The following is a 20,919-nucleotide window of genomic DNA, read 5'->3' on the forward strand; positions in this document are numbered from 1 at the left end:
ACCGGCAGCCTGCCCCGGCCGGCCCAGACCGGAGCCCGGCGATGACGTCCGCCCCCGCGTCCGGACCCGCGACCGCCGCCACGTCCGCCCCCGGCGCGGGCGCCTCCCTTCCGGCCGTGGCGCCGGAGGCGCCACACGTGCCCTGGCATCGCCGGCTGATCCAGAGCCTCCTCTACGACCGCAAGATCGACCGCACCCGCAAGACGCGCGCCCGCATCGGCCTCGCCGTCGTGGTGTTCGGCTCCATCTACGCCGTCATCGCCGGACGGCTGGTGCTCTACGCCGTGGTGCCGGCGCACGAGACCCGCCGCGTCGCCGGCTCCGACGCCATCGCGACCGCGCGCCCCGACATCCTCGACCGCAACGGCGAGATTCTGGCGACCGACGTGCGGGTGCCGTCGCTGTTCGCCGAGCCGAAGCGGCTGATCGACGCCGACGAGGCCGTCGAGCTGCTCACCGCCGTGATGCCGGATCTCGACACCGGCGAGCTGCGCGACCGGCTCGGCTCGAAGAAGGGCTTCGCCTGGCTGAAGCGCGAGATCTCGCCCAAGCAGCAGAAGGAGATCCATCGCCTGGGCATCCCGGGCGTCGGCTTCCTCAACGAGAACAAGCGCATCTATCCGAACGGCCGGGAGGTGTCGCACCTCATCGGCCACGTCAACATCGACAACCAGGGCATCGCGGGCCTCGAGAAGTATCTCGACAGCCGCGGGCTGGCCGACCTGCACCGCGCCGGCTTCGCCTCCGACCGCCAGCAGGAGCCGCTCAACCTCGCCGTCGACCTGCGCGTCCAGCACGCCATGCACGACGAGCTCGGCCGCGCGCGCGAGAGATTCAAGGCCAAGGCGGCGGCCGGCGTCGTGCTCGACGTGAACACGGGCGAGATCGTCTCGATGGTCTCGCATCCGGACTACGATCCGAACAACCCGAAGGAGGCGCTCGATCCGAACCGGATCAACCGCCTCACCACCGGCGTGTTCGAGATGGGCTCGGTGTTCAAGGCGCTGACCGTCGGGATGACGCTCGACTCCGGCAAGATGTCGCTGAGCTCGTCGGTCGACGCGCGCGGCGCGCTGCACTGGGGCAAGTTCAAGATCAGCGACTATCACGCGCAGAACCGCGTGCTCTCGGTGCCCGAGGTGTTCACCTACTCGTCGAATGTCGGCGCCGCCAAGATGGCGCTCGCGGTCGGCGTCGAAGGACACAAGCAGTATCTGCGCAAGATCGGCCAGCTCGACCGGCTGCGCACCGAGCTGCCGGAGAGCGCCGAGCCGATCGTGCCGAAACGCTGGGGCGAGCTGAACACCATCACGATCTCGTTCGGCCACGGCCTCTCGGTCGCGCCCCTGCAGGCGCTGATGGGCGTCGCCGCGCTGATGAACGGCGGCTATCTGATCCAGCCGACCTTCCTGAAGCGCAGCCCGGAGGAGGCGCGCGCGGTCGCCAAGCGCGTGGTCAAGCCCGAGACCTCGGTCGCCATGCGCTACCTGATGCGGCTCAACTCGGAGAAGGGCTCGGGCAAGACCGCCGAGGTCAAGGGCTACTATGTCGGCGGCAAGACCGGCACGGCCGAGAAGGTGGTCGGCGGCCGCTACTCCAAGACCAAGCTCCTGTGCGACTTCATCGCCGTGCTGCCGGCCGACAAGCCGCGCTACGTCGTGCTGATCATGCTCGACGAGCCGCAGCCGACGCCGGAGACGCACGGCTTCGCCACGGCCGGCTGGAACGCCGCGCCGACCGCCGGCAAGGTGATCGCCCGCATCGCCCCCCTGCTCGGCCTGGAGCCGCGCTTCGACCTGCCGCCCGCCGACCAGCTCATTTTAGGTCGCGGCCTCGGCCGCAGCGCCGCCGACGTGACGTCGTCGACGACGAGGCGCGAGGCACGCGCCGGCACCGGCGGGGCCGGCACGACGGCGCCGGCCGGCACGGCCGCGAAGCCCCCGGCCGTCCGCCCACCCGCCTCGGTGCCGACCACGGCGCGGTGAGAGCGAAAGCGCCGTAGCCCGGGTTTCGCCGCAGGCGAACCCCGGGGTCAGCGGTCGCGGCACCGTCGAAGACCCGGCCTTCGCTGCGCTCAGCCCGGGCTACGGCAGCAACGCCCCTCACCGCCCCTTGCGGTTGCGGCGGTCCCAGTAGGCGGCGCACTTTTTCAGGAAGGCCATCGCCTTGGCGCCGTTGCCGACGGCGATCGTGATCGTCTCGGTCGGCTTGTCCGCCGCCGTGATGACGATCGCCATCCGCTTGGCTTTCGAGAACACGGGCGACACGGCCGCGACCGCGCCGAGCCGGTGCTCGTAGAGACCGGTGGCGCCCTTCGGCGGCGTGGTGTCGATCGGCGCGCCGCCGTCGAAGGAGACCTTGTAGGTCTCCGCGTCGGAGTCGGTGCCGCGCTGGACGTCGATCTCGATCACGCCCTCGTCGATCGCGAGAACCACCCGGCCGCCGTCGATGTCCTTGGTGACGAGGCAGCGGCGGAGGTCCTCGGCCCAGTCGTCGGCCGGCGCGCCGAGACCGGTGGCCGCGGTCGCGAGCGAGAGGGCGACGGCCATCGACAGCGTGACGAGATGCGCGCGCATCCGAGGTCCTCCAGGCCGACTCCGGAACACGGACCGTAGCCCGGGTTTCGCCGCAGGCGAACCCCGGGTCCGCGGGCGCGGCACCGTCGAAGACCCTGGCCTTCGCTCCGCTCAGCCCGGGCTACGAGCTCGCCCCGGCCTACGACCTCCGGCCGCCCCCAACAGCGAGCGTAGCCCGGGTTTCGCCGCAGGCGAACCCCGGGTCGACAAAAGCCGCGACGCCGCTGACCCGGCCTTCGCTTCGCTCAGCCCGGGCAACAGCACTGCCCTCACAGCCCCAGCGGCCAGACCAGCGGGCAGTCCGTGCTGGGGTATTCGCAGATGCCGTCCTGATCGCTGTTGCAGGGCGGGTCGTAGCGGCCGAGCAGGTCCTGGGCGATCGCCTGGCGGCGCGCCGGGTTGCCCTCCAGCCGCACGAACAGGCTGTTGGCGCCGATGCGCTCGAAGCACGCCGTGCGGCAGTGGGTCAGCGGGCTGTCGGCGAGGTCGCGGGTCTCGCCCACATAGACGTTGCGATAGGTGTAGCCGTCCTGCACCGGATAGCGGATCGCCACCACGTAGACGGCGCCGGCCGACTTGAACTCGGTGTCGCGGTCGTAGGCGAGGAACTCGTAAGCCTCACCGGACTGCCCCGTGAACGTCGCGGCTGCGAGCGAAGCCATGGCCACCCCCAATTTGATCGAATCGATCGCCGACCGTCACGGGCCGGGCGTGCGAGGCCGGGCGCGGGGTCGTCGATCCCCAGGAGGAACTCTACCAAAAGGCGAGCCTGATGGCTAACTAGGCAAATCCGCGCACCGCTCATTATTTAGGCTCAAGGACTTGGCGACGATTGCTGATGCTGCGTCGCAACATCCCGTCCGCCCGGTCGCTTCCCACCGTTAACGAACATGCTAAACCGGAGCCGCCGGAGCGATTGCTCCGACGGGCCGTGCGAAGAACGCCGGCCGGAGCATGGCGGGGCGGACATGCGGCTTGGCGATCTTCTCGATCCGGGCGCTCGATACGACAGCGACGCAGCCGAGACGGCCGTGACGGCCGTGACGGCGGACAGCCGCGCCGTCACGCCGGGCGCCCTGTTCGCCGCGGTGCCGGGCACCAAGGCCGACGGGCTGACCTTCGTGCCGGCCGCGGTCGTCGCCGGCGCCGTCGCCGTGCTGGCGGAACGGGCGCCCGCCGAGCCCCTGCCCGCCGGCGTCGCGCTCGTGCTGGTCGACAATGTCCGCCGTGCGCTCGCCCGCGCCGCAGCGCGTCTCTATCCGCGCCAGCCGGCCGTGATCGCCGCCGTCACCGGGACGAGCGGCAAGACCTCGGTCGCCTCCTACACGCGCCAGCTCTGGGCGGCGCTCGGCCATCCGGCCGCCGCGATGGGCACCATCGGGCTCGTGACGCCGACCGAGAGCGAATACGGCTCGCTCACCACGCCGGACCCGGTCGCCCTGCACGTCACGCTCGACCGCATCGCCGGCGACGGCGTCACGCATCTGGCGCTCGAGGCGTCGTCGCACGGCATCGAGCAGCACCGGCTCGACGGCGTGCGGATCGCAGTCGCCGGCTTCACCAACATCACCCGCGACCATCTCGATTATCACCTCACCTTCGAGGCCTATCTCGCCGCGAAGCTCGGCCTGTTCGAGCGGCTTCTGTCGTCGGACGGCACCGCCGTGATCGACATCGACCACCCGCATGCGGACGCGGTGGTCGCCGCCGCGAAAAATCGCGGCGTGAGGATCCTCACGGTCGGGCGCAGCGAGACGGCAGACATCCGCGCCGCGGCTGAAGAAATCGACGGATTCTCGCAGACCGTCACGATCACCTTCGAGGGCCGCAGCCATCGGGTGCGGCTGCCGCTGGTCGGCGCCTTCCAGGTCGACAACGCGCTGGTCGCGGCCGGCCAGGTGATCGCCACGGACGGCGATCCGGTCGCCGTGTTCGAGCAGCTCGAAGGGCTCGAAGGCGCCAAGGGCCGGCTGGAGCTGGTCGGCCATCGCTGCGGCGCGCCGATCTTCGTCGACTACGCCCACAAGCCGGACGCGCTGGCGAAGACCCTCGACGCGCTGCGGCCCTACGCGAAGGGCAAGCTCGTCGTCGTGTTCGGCTGCGGCGGCGACCGCGACACCGGCAAGCGGCCGCTGATGGGGGAGATCGCGGCCGAGAAGGCCGACCGGGTGATCGTCACGGACGACAATCCGCGCAGCGAGGACCCGGCCACGATCCGCGCCGCGATCCTGGCCGCCGCACCGGGCGCCATCGAGATCGGCGACCGCCGGGCCGCGATCACGCAGGCGATCGAACAGCTTTCCGAAGGCGACGTGCTGGTCGTCGCCGGCAAGGGCCACGAGACCGGCCAGACCATCAAGGGCACGACGCTGCCGTTCAGCGACCACGAGGCGGTGACGTCCGCCTTGCGGGAAAAGACATCGGCCCTGCGGGAGAAGAGCGCATGACCATGCCGCCGGCTTCGACGCCGCCAGCTTCCACACCGCCCTTGTGGACCACGGGCGACATGGCCGCCGCCATGGCGGCGGAGGCGTCCGGCCCTCTGCGCGACCACGTGGTCGGCCTGTCGATCGACAGCCGCACCGTGTCGGCCGGCGAGGCCTTCTTCGCCATCGTCGGCGACCGGCTCGACGGCCACGACTTCGTGACGAAGGCCCTGGCGAACGGCGCCGCGCTCGCCGTGGTGTCGCAGGCGCGACGGAGCGAATTCCCGGCCGACGCGCCGCTGCTCGTCGTGCCCGACGTGCTGGAGGCCTTGCGGGCGCTGGCGCGGGCGGCGCGGGCCCGCTCGCCCGCCAAGGTGATCGCCGTCACCGGCTCGGTCGGCAAGACCTCGACCAAGGAGGCGCTGCGCGTCGCGTTGCGCGCCGACGGCGAGACCCACGCCTCGACGGCCTCGTTCAACAATCACTGGGGCGTGCCGCTGTCGCTCGCCCGCCTTCCCGAGACGGCGCAGTACGCCGTGTTCGAGATCGGCATGAACCACGCCGGCGAGATCACGCCGCTGGTCGCCATGGTGCGGCCGGACGTGGCGATCGTCACCACGGTCGAGCCCGTGCATCTCGAGTTCTTCCCGGACATCACGGGCATCGCCGACGCCAAGGCCGAGATCTTCACCGGCCTGGTGCCGGGCGGCACCGCGGTGATCAACCGCGACAACCCGCATTTCGCCCGGCTCGAGCGCCGCGCCGCCCAGGCCGGCGTCCAGCACATCGTGTCGTTCGGCGAGCACCCGAAGGCCGACGCGCGACTGATGAAGTACGCCCTGCAGGAGGACGGCTCGACCGTCGAGGCGTCGATCCTCGGCACGCTCGTCGACTACCGCATCGGCGCGCCGGGCCGCCACTTCGTGCTCAACTCGCTCGCCGTGCTGGCGGCCGCGAGCCTCGTCGGGGCCGACCTCGCGCTCGCCGCGCTGGCGCTCGCCGGGCAGCGGCCCGCCGCCGGCCGCGGCACCCGCATCGACCTCGGAATGCCGGAAGGCCGGGCGCTGCTGATCGACGAGAGCTACAACGCCAACCCGACCTCGATGCGGGCGGCGCTCGCCGTGCTCGGCGGGGCGCCGATCGGCGCGCGCGGCCGCCGCATCGCGGTGCTCGGCGACATGCTGGAGCTCGGCGCCGCGGCGACCACGCTGCACGCCGACCTCGCCGAGGCCGTGGTGGCGAACGAGGTCGACGTCGTCTTCTGCGCCGGTCCGCTGATGCGCAGCCTGTGGGACGCGCTGCCGCCCGATCGGCGCGGCGGCTGGGCGGGGAATTCCGAGGAGCTCGAGCCGCTGGTGCTCGCCTCGATCAACGCCGGCGACGCCGTGATGGTGAAGGGCTCGCTCGGCTCCCGCATGGGCCCGATCGTCAAGGCGCTGGCGCGCCGTCATCCCGCCCCTGCGGCGACCGACACTCCAGTGCGAGGCTGAATCCGGATGCTGTATTGGCTCGCCGACCTCTCCGACGTCTTCAGCGCCTTCAACGTCTTCCGCTACATCACGTTCCGGGCGGCGGGCGCGATCGTCACCGCGGCTCTGTTCGTGTTCCTGTTCGGCCCGACCATCATCCGCCTCCTGCGGGTGAAGCAGGGCAAGGGCCAGCCGATCCGCGCCGACGGGCCGAAGTCGCATCTGCTCACCAAGGTCGGCACGCCGACCATGGGCGGGCTGATGATCCTGTCCGGCCTCCTGGTCTCCACCGTGCTGTGGGCGAACCCGGCGAACCCCTATGTCTGGGTGGTGCTCGGCGTGACGCTCGGCTTCGGCATGATCGGCTTCTACGACGACTATCTGAAGGTGACGAAGCAGACCCATGCGGGCTTCTCCGGCAAGACGCGGCTCGCGCTGGAGACGCTGATCGCCGTGATGGCGTGCTTCGCGGTCGCCTCGCTCGGGCGGTCGCCGTTCTCGACCTCGGTCGCCTTCCCGTTCGTCAAGGATCTGGTGTTCGACCTCGGCTGGTTCTTCCTCGCCTTCGGCGCGTTCATCATCGTCGGCGCCGGCAATGCCGTGAACCTCACCGACGGCCTCGACGGGCTCGCGATCGTGCCCGTGATGATCGCGGCGGCGAGCTTCGGCGGCATCTCCTGGGTGGTCGGCAACGCCGTGTTCGCCGACTATCTGCAGCTCAACTTCGTGCCCGGTGCCGGCGAGCTCGCGGTGCTGTGCGCCGCCATCTTGGGGGCCGGGCTCGGCTTCCTGTGGTTCAACGCGCCGCCGGCCTCGGTGTTCATGGGCGACACCGGCTCGCTGGCGCTCGGCGGCCTGCTCGGCTCCATCGCGGTGGTCACCAAGCACGAGGTGGTGCTCGGCATCATCGGCGGCCTGTTCGTGCTCGAGGCCGTGTCGGTGATCGTCCAGGTCGTGTCCTTCAAGCTGACCGGCAAGCGGGTGTTCAAGATGGCCCCGCTGCATCATCATTTCGAGCAGCTCGGCTGGACCGAGCCGCAGATCGTGATCCGTTTCTGGATCATCTCCGTGGTGCTGGCGCTGGCCGGCCTCTCCACCCTGAAGCTGAGGTAACGGCGGAGAGCGCGTCGATGTCGATCGCCACGAACTCAGCTTCGTCATGCCCGCGCTCGTCGCGGGCATCCACGCTCTTCACGACGGCTCGACCACGAAGATCGTGGATGGCCGGGACGAGCCCGGCCATGACGACGGCGAAACCGAACGTCGAAAGGACCTTCCGATGATCCCCGTCACCACCCTGAAGGGCAAGAAGGTCGCGATCTTCGGGCTCGGCGGGTCCGGCCTCGCGACCGCGAGCGCGCTGTTCGCCGGCGGCGCCGACGTCGTCGGCTGGGACGACAGCGAGGAGCGCATCGACTACGCGGCGAGCGCCGGCATCCCGACCGCCGATCTGCGCAGCATCGACTGGTCGCGGTTCTCGGCCCTGGTGCTGGCGCCCGGCGTGCCGCTCACCCATCCGGCGCCGCACTGGACGGTCGGGCTCGCCCGCGCCGCCGGAGTCGAGGTGATCGGCGACATCGAGCTGTTCTGCCGCGAGCGCGCCGCGCATGCGCCGAACGCCGCCTTCGTCGCGATCACGGGCACCAACGGCAAGTCGACCACGACGGCGCTGACCGCGCATCTGCTCGCCTCGGCGGGGCGCGAGGTGGCGATAGGCGGCAATATCGGCACCGCGATCCTGTCGTTGAAGCCGCCGCAGCCGGGCCTCGTCCACGTGATCGAGATCTCGTCGTTCCAGATCGATCTCGCGCCGAGCCTCGACCCGTCGGTCGGCATCCTGCTCAACGTCAGCGAGGACCATCTCGACCGCCACGGCACCATGGAGATCTACGCGGGCCTGAAGGAGCGCCTGGTCGCCGGCGTGCAGGAGGGCGGCACCGCCGTGATCGGCGTCGACGACGACTTCTCGCAGGCCGCCGCCGACCGCGTGGCCCGCGCCGGGCGCGACGTGGTGCGCGTCTCGGTGCGCCGGCCGCTCGCCGACGGCGTGTTCGTCGAGGGCGGTCGCATCCTGAAGGCCGAGGGCGCCGCACTGAGCGAGATCGCGCTCTTGGGCGGCATCGCCACGCTGCGCGGCACCCACAACGCCCAGAACGCCGCCTGCGCGTCCGCCGCGGCGCTCGCGCTCGGCCTGACGCCGGCGCAGATCCAGGCGGGGCTGCGCACCTATCCGGGGCTGCCGCATCGCATCGAGGAGGTCGGCCGCTACGGCTCGATCCTGTTCGTCAACGACTCCAAGGCGACCAATGCGGACGCGGCGGCGCGCGCGCTCGCCTGCTTCTCCGACATCTACTGGATCGCCGGCGGCAAGCCGAAATCCGGCGGCATCACGTCGCTGGAGGGCTTCTTCCCGCGCGTGCGGAAAGCCTATCTGATCGGCGAGGCGGCGCAGGAGTTTTCGCAGACGCTCGACGGCAAGGCGCCGTGGACGATCGCCGGCACGCTCGACCAGGCGGTCGCGCGCGCCGCCGAGGACGCGGCCGCCGCCGGCCTCCAGCAGGCCGTGGTGCTGCTGTCGCCGGCCTGCGCGTCCTACGACCAGTTCAAGAACTTCGAGGTCCGCGGCGACGCCTTCCGCAAGCTCGTGAAGGCCCTGCCGGGGGTGAAGTAAGGAAGGGAAGGCGAGAGGCTCTCTGACCACTCTCGCGTCAATTCGGTGATGCCCGACGCGCCCCGGCTGGGCGACCGGACGGGCGGCGCGTCACGCCGCCCGCGCCGAGCACCCACCGCGTCGTCACACGGGCCGGCCCTGGGCCAGATCGAACGTCAGATCGGCGAGCCGACGCCCCCGCTTGCGAACCCCATCCACGACGTTCTTCTCGCGGTCGCCCGGGCCATACTCGATCTCCTTCTCGAAGGCATGGAGGACATCGGGATGGCACAGCGCCGAAACGGCCTTGTCGACCCGGCTGGGATTGAGGTGCGGGACGGCCAGTGCGGCCGCGAGGTGATCACATCGCATCCCGTCGACTCCGCGCGGATACTGCGCGCGTGCGGTCGACAGCAGCGCACGATGCAGAACATTGAGAGAGTCCCGCATGTTGTCGACCGACGCCGCCACCTGCAGGCGTCGCATCTTGTCCGACTCCTGGGTCCAGGCCAGCCAGCGTGCGGCGGCATGGAGCTCCTCGTCGCCGAGGGCTTGGCGGTTCTTGTTGAAGAAGGAGACGAACAGGCCGCGATCGACCAGGTCGTTGGGCACCGGGTCCTCGGCCGGCCATCGCACCTCGAGCCGCCGGTACTTCCCGCTCCGCCGATAGCACAGCTCGCCGTTCACCAGCGTCAGCTCGGGGAAGTATCGCTCCGCCTCGTCCGGCAATGCGGCGATCAGTTTCTTGAAGAACGGGATGAGGTCGTCGCTCGTATGCGCCGCGAGCTGGATGAAGCCGACCGTCAGGCCGGCGAGATCCCAGGCGTTGATCACCGAGAAGTCCGCGCCGCTTTCGGCGTGCGCGGTCGGGAACAGCAGCTCCGGCCAATGGTCGAACTGATCGTTCCATTCGTCCGGCTCGAACCGGACGTGACCGGGTGTTCTGTCGTATGACGGGCGTCCGAGCCCCACTGTCGTGATGCCCCGCGAGTCGTAGGTATACGAGACCGACTTGCCGATGGTGAGCGGCGTGCTCTGCCCCTCCCAGGTGACGAAGAACCGGCCTCGGGTGTCCCTGCTGATCTGCCAGCCTCGAAACGGATCGTGCTGCAGGTCGAGCACGACCGGAAGCGAGCGGTCTTCGACGAGATCGGTCGCCGAGTGATGCGTGTTCAGGAAGCGGAACTCGGCCGCGGACTCCTCTCCCCCACCGGGCTGCCCCGCCTGCTGGGCCTCGATGTCCGCGCCATCGGCTGCCCCGGCGTGCGAACTACCGGCCGCCGGCACGAGATAAGAGTTGTGGACCGAGCCGTCGGCCGCCCCGTCGCCGTTGAGATCGACCAACGACCATTTGTCGTCGCGCTTGACCTCGTAGACGATGCTCCCGAACCGCACGAGCGCGACGATCTCGAACTCGGTGCCGTTCCCGGCCCGCAGCCTCAGCCCGTCACGCGCCACGACCCTGAAAGCATCCGGCCGTTGCGTATCGGCCGTGGCTGGATCGATGCCGCCGACCTCGCGCGCGCCGGAGGTCGAACCGCCGGCGACGGTCCCCCAGTCGATCCCGACGGCGAGATCGTCCGGGCCGACGTCGAGCTCGAAATGCATCGCGTCCTTGATCGTCTGCCAGCTGCCTCCCCAGTCGAACACGGGCGAGCCGGACTTCGTCTTGATCGCCAGGACATCGGCGATCATCTCGGGCGTCATGTCGGTGTCGGCCCGCCCCGCGCGGACCTCCGCCGCACGGTCGGCCTGAGAAGACGCAGCCGAATACCGGACTGCCCGCCGGTCCGGGGTCCGCTTGTACGGGTTCGTGTTCCAGTTGATGTCGATCGCGATGCCGTAGGAGTGGAGGCTCGGCGTGTCGGTGTCCCGGATGTTCTTGCAATTGTACGATCCAGTGTCGCTCTTCCGGACCTCGTACTTGTGGTGTGTCAGAACGGCCGAGAGCGCCCTCCAGCTTTCGATGGTGGGAGGCGCGACCTGCAGATTCCGCCCGGCGATCGTCACGGTCTGGAGGCGCGCGGGCGTGCACTTGTAGTCACGCCAAGCCGCGCGGAGATGATTGTCGCTCGTCATCTGGGGAGACCTTCGGCACAACATCGACGTCAGATTGTCGACGCGAAAGCCTACGATCTCAGGATTGCAATTCGCAATCAGAGATTGATGAAAATTCGAAAGATCGCAAAAACGTTACCACCCGGTGTTCCGAGAACCAGAACATGCGGCCGCACGCCGAGGTGTCGGGGTCGAGAAGATCGAAAAGGCATCCGGCGGTCGGAACGAGACGCTTACCGGCTCGGACCGACCGCCGATCGTGATCACGCCGCCTTCAGCACGGCGCGGCTGTCGGTCCTCGCGATGCGGGAGAGCAGATACTCGACCTCGCCCTTCGCGGCGGCGTTGAGGGACGCGCCGGGCTTGCGCTGGGCGTCGCAGGCGATCAGGCCGCGGCGCATGTACACCCACTTGCGCACCGCGAGGCCGAGCGGCCCCTGCTGCTGCTCGTAGCGCAGATAGGGCAGATGCGCGTCGAACAGGTCGTGCGCCGCGTCGCGCTTGCCGGCCGCCGAGAGCTTGACGACGTCGACCAGCATCTCGGGGAAGGCGTAGCCGGTGTTCGCCCCGTCGGCGCCGCGCTCCATCTCGAAGTCGAGGAACAGGCCGCCATTGCCGACGAGGATCGCGATGTGGCGCATCGCGCCGTCCTTCTCGAAGCCGCGCAGCGCCGTGATCTTGTCGAGGCCGGGCCAGTCCTCGTGCTTGAGCACCACGCAGTTCTCGTTCTCGCCGACGATGCGCTTGATGACGTTCGGCGTCATCACGACCGAGAAGGTGAGCGGGTAGTCCTGCAGCACGAAGGGCACGTCCGGGCCGATCGCCTCGGCGGCCTGGCGATAGTAGCCGACGATCTGGTCGTCGGTGCGCAGCGTGTTGGGCGGGCCGATCATCACGCCGGAGGCGCCGAGCTCCATCGCCTCGCGGGCGAGCGCCCGCATCGCGGCGAAGCCGGGCGCCGAGACGCCGACCACGATCGGCTGCGTGAAGCGCTTCGCCACCAGCTCGACGATCGCGCGCGCCTCCTGGAACTCGAGCTTCGGCGCCTCGCCGAGCTGGCCCAGGATGGTGATGCCGTCGACCCCCGACGCGCCGAAGTGGTCGGTGAGCCGCGCCATCGAATCCATGTCGACACGGCCGTCCGCAAAAAACGGCGTCGGCGAGATCGGGATCACGCCCTTGATGGCAGACGTCAGGCTCACGGGAAACGCTCCTCGCTCGTGCAACCGCCGGATGTTGTTTGGATGGTTCGGCCGGGCGGCCGCGGGATGGACTTCACGGCCGCGACTGTGCCGCGTCGCGGCGCCGCGGTCCAGAGCCGGCCGCGCGAATTGCTCCCCGCTTCTCCGCGCCCCTACCCCACGCAGAGCGACAGCTCGGCCGCCGCCTCGCGCAGCAGCGGCAGGATGGTCTCCACCATCTCGGCCGCCGAGATGCGCGAGGCGTGCGCGCCGATGTTGAGCGCCGCGTAGGCAGTGCCGTCCGAGGCGACGATCGGCACCGCAATGGAGCGCAGGCCGAGCTCCAGCTCCTGGTCGACGATGCAGTAGCCGGCGGCCCGCACCTTGGCGATCTCGGCCTTCAGGGCGGCGGCGTCGCGCACCGTGTTGGGCGTGAACGGCGTGAAGGTGACGCGGGCGAGCCGGGCATCGAGCTCCTGCGGGCGTGCGGCGAGCAGCACGCGCCCCATCGACGTGAACGCCGCCGGCAACCGGCTGCCGACATGCAGGTCGATGGTCATGATACGCGAGACCGAGGCGCGCGCGATGTAGACGATGTCGTCGCCGTCGAGGATCGCCATCGAGCACGACTCGTTGAGCCGCTCGCTGATTCGCCGCAGCAGCGGCTGGGCCACGCGGGTGAGCGGGATCGAGCTGAGATAGGCGTGGCCGAGCGCCAGGATGCGCGGCCGCAGCACCCAACGGCGGCCATCCTGGGTGTCGGCGAAGCCGAGCGCCTTGAGCGTGTAGAGGCAGCGGCGCACCGCGGCGCGCGGGATCGCGGTCGTCTGGCTGATCTGCGAGATCGTCAGCGACGGCGTGTCGCGCGAGAACGCCTGGATGACGGCGAGGCCGCGCACCAGCGACGTCATGATGTTGGGGTCGCCGGGCAGCGGCCCCTCGGGCGCCGCCGGATCGGCCTGCGTCGCCCTGGCGTCGTCGTCCATGCCGACGTCCGGATCGCCGTCCGGATCGGCGCCGATGCCGGGCTCGCTGTCCCCTTCGGGGCGGGTCTTGGTCATCGCGCTCCTGCCGATCCGACCCATCGTTGTGTCGGTGTGATTCGCCGCGTTCGATTATCGCGCAACCCCTGGTCCACGGTCCACCGGCTCCCCGATCGTCGGTCTTCACGGACCACAGTCCAGCTCTCTTTCGCACATCTGTGCGATTATAGAACTTGACCGTGCCGCGGTGGACAGGCAACGTTTCGCGTTAATCGAACAAAGGTGCGAAATCCACAAAAGCACCGCGCAGGGAGGGCCCATGAACAAGATCCGCCCGTCGCTCCAGGACGCGCTCGCGGACATTCCGGATGGCGCCTCGATCATGATCGGCGGCTTCGGCGACGCCGGCGTGCCGTTCGAGATGATCGATGCCCTGGTCGAGCAGGGGGCCGAAGGCCTGACGATCATCTCCAACAATGCCGGCACCGGCGAGGAGGGCATCGCCAAGCTGATCAAGCTCGACCGGGTGAAGAAGATCGTCTGCTCGTTTCCCCGCCAGGCCGACTCGAAGGCCTTCGACGAGCGTTATCTCAAGGGCGAGCTGATCCTCGACCTGGTGCCGCAGGGCAATCTCGCCGAGCGCATCCGCGCCGCCGGCGCCGGCATCGGCGCGTTCTTCACGCCGACCGCCTACGGCACGCTGCTCGCCGACGGCAAGGAGACGCGCGAGATCGACGGCCGGCACTACGTGCTCGAATATCCGATCCGGGCCGACTACGCCTTCATCAAGGCCCACAAGGGTGACGCGCTCGGCAATCTCGTCTACCGCAAGACGGCGCGCAATTTCGGGCCCGTGATGGCGACGGCCGCGGCCTGCACGATCGCCCAGGTCTCCGAGGTGGTCGCGGTCGGCGATCTCGATCCCGAGCACGTGGTGACGCCCGGCATCTTCGTGAAGCGCGTCGTCGCGGTGCCGACCGCCGGACGGCGGTCGTGAGCAGCGGAAGCGGAGATCGTCAGATGAGCACCATCGAGCGCCTGAGCCGCCGCGCCGTCGCGGAGCGCGTCGCCGCCGACATTCCGGACGGGTCCTACGTCAATCTCGGCATCGGCGCGCCGACCGAGGTCGCCGACTGCCTGCCCGAGGGGGTCGCCATCATTCTCCACACCGAGAACGGCCTGCTCGGCATGGGGCCGAAGCCGCAGCAGGGCGACGAGGACGACGACCTGATCAATGCCGGCAAGCAGTACGTCACCGCCCTGCCCGGTGCCGCCTATTTCCACCACGCCGATTCCTTCGCGATGATGCGCGGCGGTCACCTCGACTACTGCGTGCTCGGCGCCTATCAGGTCTCGGTCACGGGCGACCTCGCCAACTGGCACACGGGTGCCAAGGACGCGATTCCGGCGGTCGGGGGCGCCATGGATCTCGCCATCGGCGCCAAGTCGGTGTTCGTGATGATGGACCTGCTCACCAAGACGGGCACGTGCAAGCTGGTCGAGCGCTGCGCGAGCCCGCTCACCGGGGTGGGCTGCGTCAAGCGCGTCTACACCGACCACGCGACCTTCGACATCACGGCCGCGGGCGTCGTCGCCCACGGCCTCGTCCCGGGCCTCGACCATGCGGCCCTGGAACGGCTCTGCGGGTTTTCGCTGCTGAGTAAATCCTGACGTTGTCACGAGGACGTTTTCATCATGCGACATGCCGTCATCTGCGACGCGATCCGCACCCCCTTCGGGCGCTACGGCGGCGCCCTCGCGTCGGTGCGCGCCGACGATCTCGGCGCCGTTCCCATGAAGGCGCTGATGGCGCGCAACCCGTCGGTCGACTGGGCGGCGCTCGACGACGTGTTCTACGGCAACGTCAACCAAGCCGGCGAGGACAACCGCAACGTCGCCCGCATGGCGCTGCTGCTCGCCGGACTGCCCGAGACGGTGCCGGGCGTCACGGTGAACCGCCTGTGCGCCTCCGGCATGGAGGCGATCGGCCAGGCGGCGCGCGCCATCGCCTGCGGCGAGATGGAGCTGGCGCTCGCCGGCGGCGTCGAGAGCATGACGCGCGCGCCCTTCGTGATGGGCAAGGCCGAGACGCCGTTCTCGCGCGACGCGAAGATCTACGACACCACGATCGGCTGGCGCTTCGTCAATCCGCTGATGAAGTCGATGTACGGCATCGATTCGATGCCGGAGACGGCCGAGAACGTCGCGACCGATTTCCAGGTGTCGCGGGCCGACCAGGATCTGTTCGCGCTGCGCAGCCAGGAGAAGACCGCGGCCGCGCAGGCCGACGGGCGCCTCGCCGAGGAGATCTGCCCGGTCGTGATTCCGCAGAAGAAGGGCGATGCGACCGTCGTTGATCGCGACGAGCACCCGCGCGCGACGACGCTGGAGGCGCTCGGCAAGCTCAAGCCGGTGGTGAAACAGGACGGCACCGTGACGGCCGGCAACGCCTCGGGCGTCAACGACGGCGCCTGCGCCGTGATCGTCGCCTCGGAGGAGGCGGCGAAGCGCCACGGCCTGACCCCGAAGGCGCGCATCCTCGGCATGGCGGCAGGCGGCGTCGCGCCGCGCGTGATGGGCATCGGCCCGGTGCCGGCCGTGAACACGCTGCTCGGCCGGCTGGGGATCGCGATCGGCGACGTCGACGTCATCGAGCTGAACGAGGCGTTCGCGGCGCAGGGCCTCGCGGTGCTGCGCCAGCTCGGCGTCGCCGACGACGATCCGCGCGTCAACCCGTATGGCGGCGCAATCGCGCTCGGCCATCCGCTCGGCGCCAGCGGCGCCCGGCTGGTGACGACGGCGCTGTATCAGCTCCACAAGAGCGGCGGGCGCTACGGCCTGTGCACCATGTGCGTCGGCGTCGGCCAGGGCCTCGCGATGCTGATCGAGCGAGTGTGAGCGTCCTCACCCAAATCTGCGCCCCGTCACGCTCCCTCGTGCAGGCATCCACGTGCCGGTCCCACGGCCGCGAACACGTGGATGGCCGGGACGAGCCCGGCCTTGACCAGGTTGACCAAACAAACAGATCAAACGAAAACGGCCGCGGGTCGCCCCGCGGCCGTCGTGTCTCCTGATCGACCCGGGCGCGTGCCCGAGGCGGCGATCGCGGCGGTCAGCTCGCCTGCTGGATCGCCGAGAGCATCCAGGCGCCGCCGCGCGGACGCCGGAACGTCCACACCTCGGTGACGGTCTCGGGCTGGCCACCCGATACCACCTTGCCCGTCGCCCGGTCGACCATGCGGTCGACGAGCGAGTAGCGCATCGCCACGGTGGCGTACTCGGCATCGCCCTCGCGCCACGCCTCGGCGAGGTCGCCCTGCTCCAGCTTCACGTCGGCGATTTCGTTGATCACGCCGCGGCCGGCGTTCTCGGCGAACTGCTCCGAGAAGTAGGACAGCATCTCGGGCGTCACGCGGGTGCGCAGCGCCGAGAGGTCCTCCTTGGCGTAGGCGCCCTGGACGTCGGTCAGCAGGCGCTCGAAGGCGTCGTAGTCCTGCGGGGCGATGCCGATGTCGTCGGACGGCTCCGCCGGGCGGGCACCGAGACCGCCCCCCAGGCCGGCGCCGAGCCCGCCACCGAGACCGGCCGCCGGGCCGCCACCGGTGCCGCCACCGAGGCCGAGCGGCATGCCGAGCCCGTTGCGCGGCTGGTCGCCATGCGCCTCGCGATACTGCGGACCGGCCGCCATGGCGGGCTGCTGGGCGCGCCGGCCCTGCCACATCCGCCACAGGAACATCGCCAGGAACGCCACCAGGCCGATCTGCAGCAGCAGGCCGAGCATCGAGGCGAAGCCGCCGAGGCCGCTCATGAAGCCGCCGCCGAACAGCATGCCGAGCAGGCCGGCGCCGAGGAAGCCGGCCGCGAGGCCGCCCAGGAGGCCGCCGCCGAAGCCGCCGAACAGGCCGCCGCGGTTGGGCTGGGCGGCCGCCGGGCTTGCGGCGTTCGGCCGCGCCGGCTGGGTCATCGAGCGCTCCATCGGAGCCGCCGTCGACGGGGCCGTGCGGGTCGGCGCCGGCGCCGAATAGGTGCGGCTGCCGCGGCTGCCCGCGCTCGAGCCACCACCGGCGCGCGACCAGGCGATGTCGCCGGCCACCAGGACCAGGGCCGAAGCCACGGCGAGAGAAAGGAAAATCGGGCGCGTGCGCGAACCGAACATGCGTCTCCTCCAAAGCCCCTGCGCAAAACGGGGGCAGGTGTCGGGACTTATATCTGCACATCGGTTGCCGGAGGGAAGTGGCGCTTTGTCGCGATCCGGACGGATCCGCAGCGTGGTTGACGCCGCGCGAAGACCGACGGCGGAGCGGCCCGAGCCGGCGGCGGCCCCTGTCGCGGTTCAGCCCGGCCGAACGGCCTCGGGCTCGACCGGCGCGGCCGCGGGGTCGGAAAGCGGCGCGGCAGCGCCGTCCGGGGGGTCCGGCGACCGGCCGGGCGGATCGCCGGCGGCGGCGACCGGCGACAGGGGCGCCGGAGGCGCTGGAGGCGCTGGAGGCGCCGGAGGGGGGACGTCGGAGAGGATCTCGGCCGCCGGCATGTCGGCCTCCCAGCGGAACCCGGCGGGATCGTAGGCGACCGTGACGACGGCGGCGAGCGACGCCTCGGTGAGCTTCTGGATGACGGTCGAGCCGAAGCCGGCCCGGGTCGGCGGCGTGACCGGCGGGCCGCCGCTCTCCTGCCAGACGAGCCGCACCCGCTCGCCGCCGTCCGGCGCCGTCGCCAGCCGCCAGGCGATGCGGACGCGCCCGCCCGCCTGCCCCAGCGCGCCGTACTTGTTGGCGTTGGTGGCGAGCTCGTGCAGGGCGAAGCCGAGATTCTGCACGGCCTCCGGCCGCAGCATCAGGGGCGGCCCGTCGACCTCGAGCGCCGCCTCCCCGACGAACGGCTCGAGCTGCAGCCGCACCAGCTCCTCGATGCTGGCGCCCATCCAGTCGGTGTGGACGAGCAGGTCGTGCGAGCGGGCGAGCCCGTGCAGCCGGCCCGTGAACTTCACCTCGAAGTCGGAGAAGTCGTCGCTCTGGCGGGCGGTGCGCCGCGCCATCGCGATGATCACGGTGATCAGGTTCTTGGTGCGATGCGACAGCTCGCGCATGACGAACTGGATGTGCGCCTCGTCGCGTTTTCGCCCGCTGATGTCGTGGGCGATGACCGAGATGCCGACCAGGGTGCCGTCGGCGCCACGGATCGGGGCGGCGTCGAGCGACACCTCGACGGGCGTGCCGTCGCGGCGCAGCCGGATCGTCTCCAGCCGCAGGCTCTGCCCGGCGCGGGCGGCGGCCAGCTTGGCGTCGAGCTCGTGCAGCCGGTCGGCCGGGAGCAGCATGGCGTGCGGATGGCACACCGCCTCCTCGGCCCGGTAGCCCCACAGCTCCTCGGCGGCGGCGTTCCAGCTCAGGATCTCGCCGTCGAGCGAGACGCTCATGATGGCGTCGCCGGACGACGAGACGAGCGCGGCCAGATGGGCGTTGGCGATCTCGCCGCGGGCACGGTCGTTGGAGGCCTCGGCGAGCGCCCGCCCGACCTCGTTGATCTCGCTGATGCCGGTGTCGACCGCGTCGATCACGCCGCCCGCCCCGATCACCCGGGCGGCGCGCGACAGTTCGCGAGTCGAGCGGATGATCCACTCGCCGACCAGGGCCGAGCACAGAACGGCGAGCGCCGAGAAGACGACGAGGCTCCACAGCACGTCGGCCTTCCAGCGCCGCATCGGCGCGTCGACGGTCGCGCGCGGCACCGCGGCCAGCACGGTCCAGCCGTTGGGCAGACGATGCCAGGCGATGTCGAGGCCGCCGCCGCCCGGCGCCGCGCCGGCCCAGCCGGTGGTCGCGTCGCCGATGCGCGCCAGCAGCGCCGGCGACAGCACCGCGCCGGCGTCGGCGGCATCGCTGCGGGCGATCACCCGGCCGTCCGCGTCTACCAGGGTCGCGAGCCAGCCCGGCGGCGTCTGTCGGGCGACGACGCCGGCGAGGTGCTGGATCGGCAGCACGCCGGAGAGGACGCGATCGGTGCCTGGGACCGGACAGAGCAGCACCACCACGGTCCGGTCGAGCGCGGTGCGGAACACGCCCGACGTCGCGCAGGTGCCGGTCTCGGCGACGCGGCGGACCAGCGCCAGCGCGCCGGTGGGCGGCAGCACGCGCCCGAACGGCTCGAGCGTGTTGAGGATCTGGCGGCCGTCCTCGCCGAACATCGCGATCCATCCCGGCACGGCGGCGATGCTCTGGCGGGCCTGGGCATGGAAGGCGGCGAGGTCGTCGGCGGCGATCGACGGCGAGGTCGCCAGCACAACGAGCTGCGCCTTCTTGACGGCGAGCTCGCCGAGGATGTCCTCGGCGATCGCGCGGGCGTAGAGGCCGCCCTGCCGCTCGACCTCGATCTGCTTCTCGTCGATGGCGGAGCGATACTGGACGGCGAAGAAGGCGAGGCTCGGCAGCAGCGCCGCGAGCGCCAGCAGCGACAGCGCCAGCCGCAGCGGCACGGGGCGCCGGACGAGCCGTCGCACGAGCCCCGTCGCTGTCCGAAAACGGCTGCCCGCGCGCGCCGACACCCTGCCCCTCCGCTGCGCCGCCGGGCTTTCCACCCGCAGGCGGGCTCGCTCGATTCGCCGCCGCGCGCCGCCGGAGGGTCCGGCTTTTCAGCGCGAGGTGCAAGCAGCCGGATAAGGCTAGGCTGGTCCGGAGCATTGCGGATCGCCCCGGCCGGCGGCGCGTCGGCGCTCCCCGGCCGCGCCCGCGACCGGCCGCCGGATCAGTCCCCGCTGGATCAGTCCTCGCCGGGGACGGCGGTCGGCATCTCGCGATCCTCGTCGAACCGCGAGGCGCCGGCACCGGCGGTGCGCTTCGGGGCGGGGCGGCTGCCGAGCGAGCCGGTGGCGCCGAAATCGGGCCGCCGCGCCGCGTAGCCGCCGTTCGCCCGCGCCCGCGCCGCCACCACCTCGCCCGGCACAGCGGCGGGTTGGCAGATCTGGCGGCCCGACGACCGGCGCATCAGGTCGACATGGATGTGGTCGTAGTGGAAGACGTTGGAGCCCGGCGCCAGCACGGTGGAAAACAGCTCGCAGGCCGACACCTGGACGTCGCGCAGGAAGCCCTGCTCCTCCGGGGTGCCGCGCCAGCCGCCCTTGATGGTGATGACGTGGCCGTCGGCGAGCCTGAAGGAGGCGATGTCGAGGGCGTTGCCGAAGGCGTGCTCGGAGATGCGGGCGCGCGGATTGCCGTTCATGCCGCGGCACGAATAGGCGGAGATCTGCTTGATCTCGACCACCGGCTGGCGGAACCAGCGCTGGGCGGCGGGCTGCACGCCCTCCAGCACCCAGCGGTCGAGCTGCGACACCATCGGGCAGGCGAGCGTCGCGGCCGGCGTCACGGCGGCGGCGACCGCTCCCGTCGTCAGCGGCTCGACGCGCGACGGGCCGGTCGGCACCGGCTCGCCCATGCTCGGATACTGCGGCGGGTAGCCGGCATGGACCGAGGCGGTCTGGCGCGGCGCCGGATCGGGCTCGGGGTCGGGGCCGTCGCGATAGGGCGAGGTGCGGTCGATCGGGGCCGGCGAGAAGCCGGGCTCCTCGAAGACGAGCCCGGGG

At 70.9% G+C, this 20,919-nt stretch carries 16 protein-coding genes; 8 read left to right on the forward strand and 8 right to left on the reverse strand.

Annotated elements, in window-relative coordinates:
• The first annotated feature begins 41 nt into the window (after positions 1–41).
• Positions 42–1,985 (forward strand): peptidoglycan D,D-transpeptidase FtsI family protein, encoded by a 1,944-nt coding sequence (locus tag CCR97_RS26875; protein WP_201160039.1) that lies wholly within the window; start codon positions 42–44, stop codon positions 1,983–1,985.
• 117 nt (positions 1,986–2,102) lie between these two features.
• On the opposite strand, the gene CCR97_RS26880 is transcribed toward CCR97_RS26875, so the two are convergent.
• Positions 2,103–2,576, reverse strand: coding sequence for a hypothetical protein (locus CCR97_RS26880; protein ID WP_111359904.1), 474 nt, complete (start codon positions 2,574–2,576; stop codon positions 2,103–2,105).
• Between the two features lie 269 nt (positions 2,577–2,845).
• Positions 2,846–3,238, reverse strand: a complete 393-nt coding sequence (locus tag CCR97_RS26885; protein WP_111359905.1) for a hypothetical protein — start codon at positions 3,236–3,238, stop codon at positions 2,846–2,848.
• Between the two features lie 306 nt (positions 3,239–3,544).
• On the opposite strand from CCR97_RS26885, the gene CCR97_RS26890 reads away from it, so the two are divergent.
• From CCR97_RS26890 to murD, 4 genes are all read left to right on the forward strand, one after another.
• The gene (locus CCR97_RS26890) at positions 3,545–5,023 is read left to right on the forward strand and encodes a UDP-N-acetylmuramoyl-L-alanyl-D-glutamate--2,6-diaminopimelate ligase (RefSeq protein ID WP_111359906.1); all 1,479 of its coding nucleotides are present in this window, start codon (positions 3,545–3,547) and stop codon (positions 5,021–5,023) included.
• Complete coding sequence (locus tag CCR97_RS26895) at positions 5,020–6,492, forward strand: UDP-N-acetylmuramoylalanyl-D-glutamyl-2,6-diaminopimelate--D-alanyl-D-alanine ligase (RefSeq protein WP_244670691.1); 1,473 nt, start codon at positions 5,020–5,022, stop codon at positions 6,490–6,492. Before CCR97_RS26890 ends, CCR97_RS26895 begins: the two co-directional genes overlap by 4 nt.
• Positions 6,493–6,498: 6 nt before the next feature.
• Positions 6,499–7,584: a phospho-N-acetylmuramoyl-pentapeptide-transferase gene (gene mraY, locus CCR97_RS26900; RefSeq protein ID WP_111357249.1), complete on the forward strand. Its 1,086-nt coding sequence runs from the start codon at positions 6,499–6,501 to the stop codon at positions 7,582–7,584.
• 166 nt (positions 7,585–7,750) lie between these two features.
• Positions 7,751–9,142, forward strand: coding sequence for a UDP-N-acetylmuramoyl-L-alanine--D-glutamate ligase (murD, locus tag CCR97_RS26905; RefSeq protein ID WP_111357247.1), 1,392 nt, complete (start codon positions 7,751–7,753; stop codon positions 9,140–9,142).
• Positions 9,143–9,265: 123 nt separating this feature from the next.
• Here the strand turns inward: murD and CCR97_RS26910 are convergent, their stop codons facing one another.
• The 3 genes from CCR97_RS26910 to CCR97_RS26920 form a co-directional block, all read right to left on the reverse strand.
• A complete protein-coding gene (locus tag CCR97_RS26910) occupies positions 9,266–11,200 on the reverse strand; it encodes a M15 family metallopeptidase (protein WP_170145818.1) in 1,935 nt (644 codons plus the stop codon).
• 242 nt (positions 11,201–11,442) lie between these two features.
• On the reverse strand, positions 11,443–12,381 hold the full coding sequence (locus CCR97_RS26915; RefSeq protein ID WP_111357245.1) for a dihydrodipicolinate synthase family protein: 939 nt from the start codon (positions 12,379–12,381) through the stop codon (positions 11,443–11,445).
• A 152-nt stretch (positions 12,382–12,533) separates the two neighbouring features.
• Positions 12,534–13,271 (reverse strand): IclR family transcriptional regulator domain-containing protein, encoded by a 738-nt coding sequence (locus CCR97_RS26920; RefSeq protein ID WP_201160042.1) that lies wholly within the window; start codon positions 13,269–13,271, stop codon positions 12,534–12,536.
• Positions 13,272–13,662: 391 nt separating this feature from the next.
• Here CCR97_RS26920 and CCR97_RS26925 point away from each other — a divergent pair, with 391 nt between their 5' ends.
• The 3 genes from CCR97_RS26925 to pcaF are packed head-to-tail and all read left to right on the forward strand — an operon-like array spanning position 13,663 to position 16,241.
• On the forward strand, positions 13,663–14,340 hold the full coding sequence (locus CCR97_RS26925) for a 3-oxoacid CoA-transferase subunit A (protein ID WP_111357244.1): 678 nt from the start codon (positions 13,663–13,665) through the stop codon (positions 14,338–14,340).
• Between the two features lie 23 nt (positions 14,341–14,363).
• The gene (locus CCR97_RS26930; RefSeq protein WP_111357243.1) at positions 14,364–15,014 is read left to right on the forward strand and encodes a 3-oxoacid CoA-transferase subunit B; all 651 of its coding nucleotides are present in this window, start codon (positions 14,364–14,366) and stop codon (positions 15,012–15,014) included.
• Between the two features lie 24 nt (positions 15,015–15,038).
• A complete protein-coding gene (gene pcaF, locus CCR97_RS26935) occupies positions 15,039–16,241 on the forward strand; it encodes a 3-oxoadipyl-CoA thiolase (RefSeq protein WP_111357242.1) in 1,203 nt (400 codons plus the stop codon).
• Positions 16,242–16,455: 214 nt separating this feature from the next.
• Here the strand turns inward: pcaF and CCR97_RS26940 are convergent, their stop codons facing one another.
• From CCR97_RS26940 to CCR97_RS26950, 3 genes are all read right to left on the reverse strand, one after another.
• On the reverse strand, positions 16,456–17,499 hold the full coding sequence (locus CCR97_RS26940) for a Tim44 domain-containing protein (protein ID WP_111357241.1): 1,044 nt from the start codon (positions 17,497–17,499) through the stop codon (positions 16,456–16,458).
• Between the two features lie 177 nt (positions 17,500–17,676).
• Entirely contained in the window at positions 17,677–19,839 is a 2,163-nt protein-coding gene (locus CCR97_RS32420) for an HWE histidine kinase domain-containing protein (protein ID WP_111357240.1), read from the reverse strand.
• Between the two features lie 260 nt (positions 19,840–20,099).
• Positions 20,100–20,919: extensin-like domain-containing protein (locus tag CCR97_RS26950; protein WP_201160040.1), on the reverse strand; the 820-nt coding region annotated here is incomplete at its 5' end.

Source organism: Rhodoplanes elegans (assembly GCF_016653355.1).
GTDB classification, from domain to species: domain Bacteria; phylum Pseudomonadota; class Alphaproteobacteria; order Rhizobiales; family Xanthobacteraceae; genus Rhodoplanes; species Rhodoplanes elegans.

Bases quoted from the DNA above. Each gene is read 5' to 3' on its own strand.
- CCR97_RS26930 (WP_111357243.1), top strand. From the start codon at position 14,364: ATGAGCACCATCGAGCGCCTGAGCCGCCGCGCCGTCGCGGAGCGCGTC.
- CCR97_RS26885 (WP_111359905.1), bottom strand. From the start codon at position 3,238: ATGGCTTCGCTCGCAGCCGCGACGTTCACGGGGCAGTCCGGTGAGGCT.
- CCR97_RS26925 (WP_111357244.1), top strand. From the start codon at position 13,663: ATGAACAAGATCCGCCCGTCGCTCCAGGACGCGCTCGCGGACATTCCG.
- CCR97_RS26940 (WP_111357241.1), bottom strand. From the start codon at position 17,499: ATGTTCGGTTCGCGCACGCGCCCGATTTTCCTTTCTCTCGCCGTGGCT.
- CCR97_RS26910 (WP_170145818.1), bottom strand. From the start codon at position 11,200: ATGACGAGCGACAATCATCTCCGCGCGGCTTGGCGTGACTACAAGTGC.
- CCR97_RS26875 (WP_201160039.1), top strand. From the start codon at position 42: ATGACGTCCGCCCCCGCGTCCGGACCCGCGACCGCCGCCACGTCCGCC.
- murD (WP_111357247.1), top strand. From the start codon at position 7,751: ATGATCCCCGTCACCACCCTGAAGGGCAAGAAGGTCGCGATCTTCGGG.
- CCR97_RS26895 (WP_244670691.1), top strand. From the start codon at position 5,020: ATGACCATGCCGCCGGCTTCGACGCCGCCAGCTTCCACACCGCCCTTG.
- CCR97_RS26920 (WP_201160042.1), bottom strand. From the start codon at position 13,271: ATGACGTCGCTGGTGCGCGGCCTCGCCGTCATCCAGGCGTTCTCGCGC.
- CCR97_RS26880 (WP_111359904.1), bottom strand. From the start codon at position 2,576: ATGCGCGCGCATCTCGTCACGCTGTCGATGGCCGTCGCCCTCTCGCTC.
- mraY (WP_111357249.1), top strand. From the start codon at position 6,499: ATGCTGTATTGGCTCGCCGACCTCTCCGACGTCTTCAGCGCCTTCAAC.
- CCR97_RS26890 (WP_111359906.1), top strand. From the start codon at position 3,545: ATGCGGCTTGGCGATCTTCTCGATCCGGGCGCTCGATACGACAGCGAC.
- pcaF (WP_111357242.1), top strand. From the start codon at position 15,039: ATGCGACATGCCGTCATCTGCGACGCGATCCGCACCCCCTTCGGGCGC.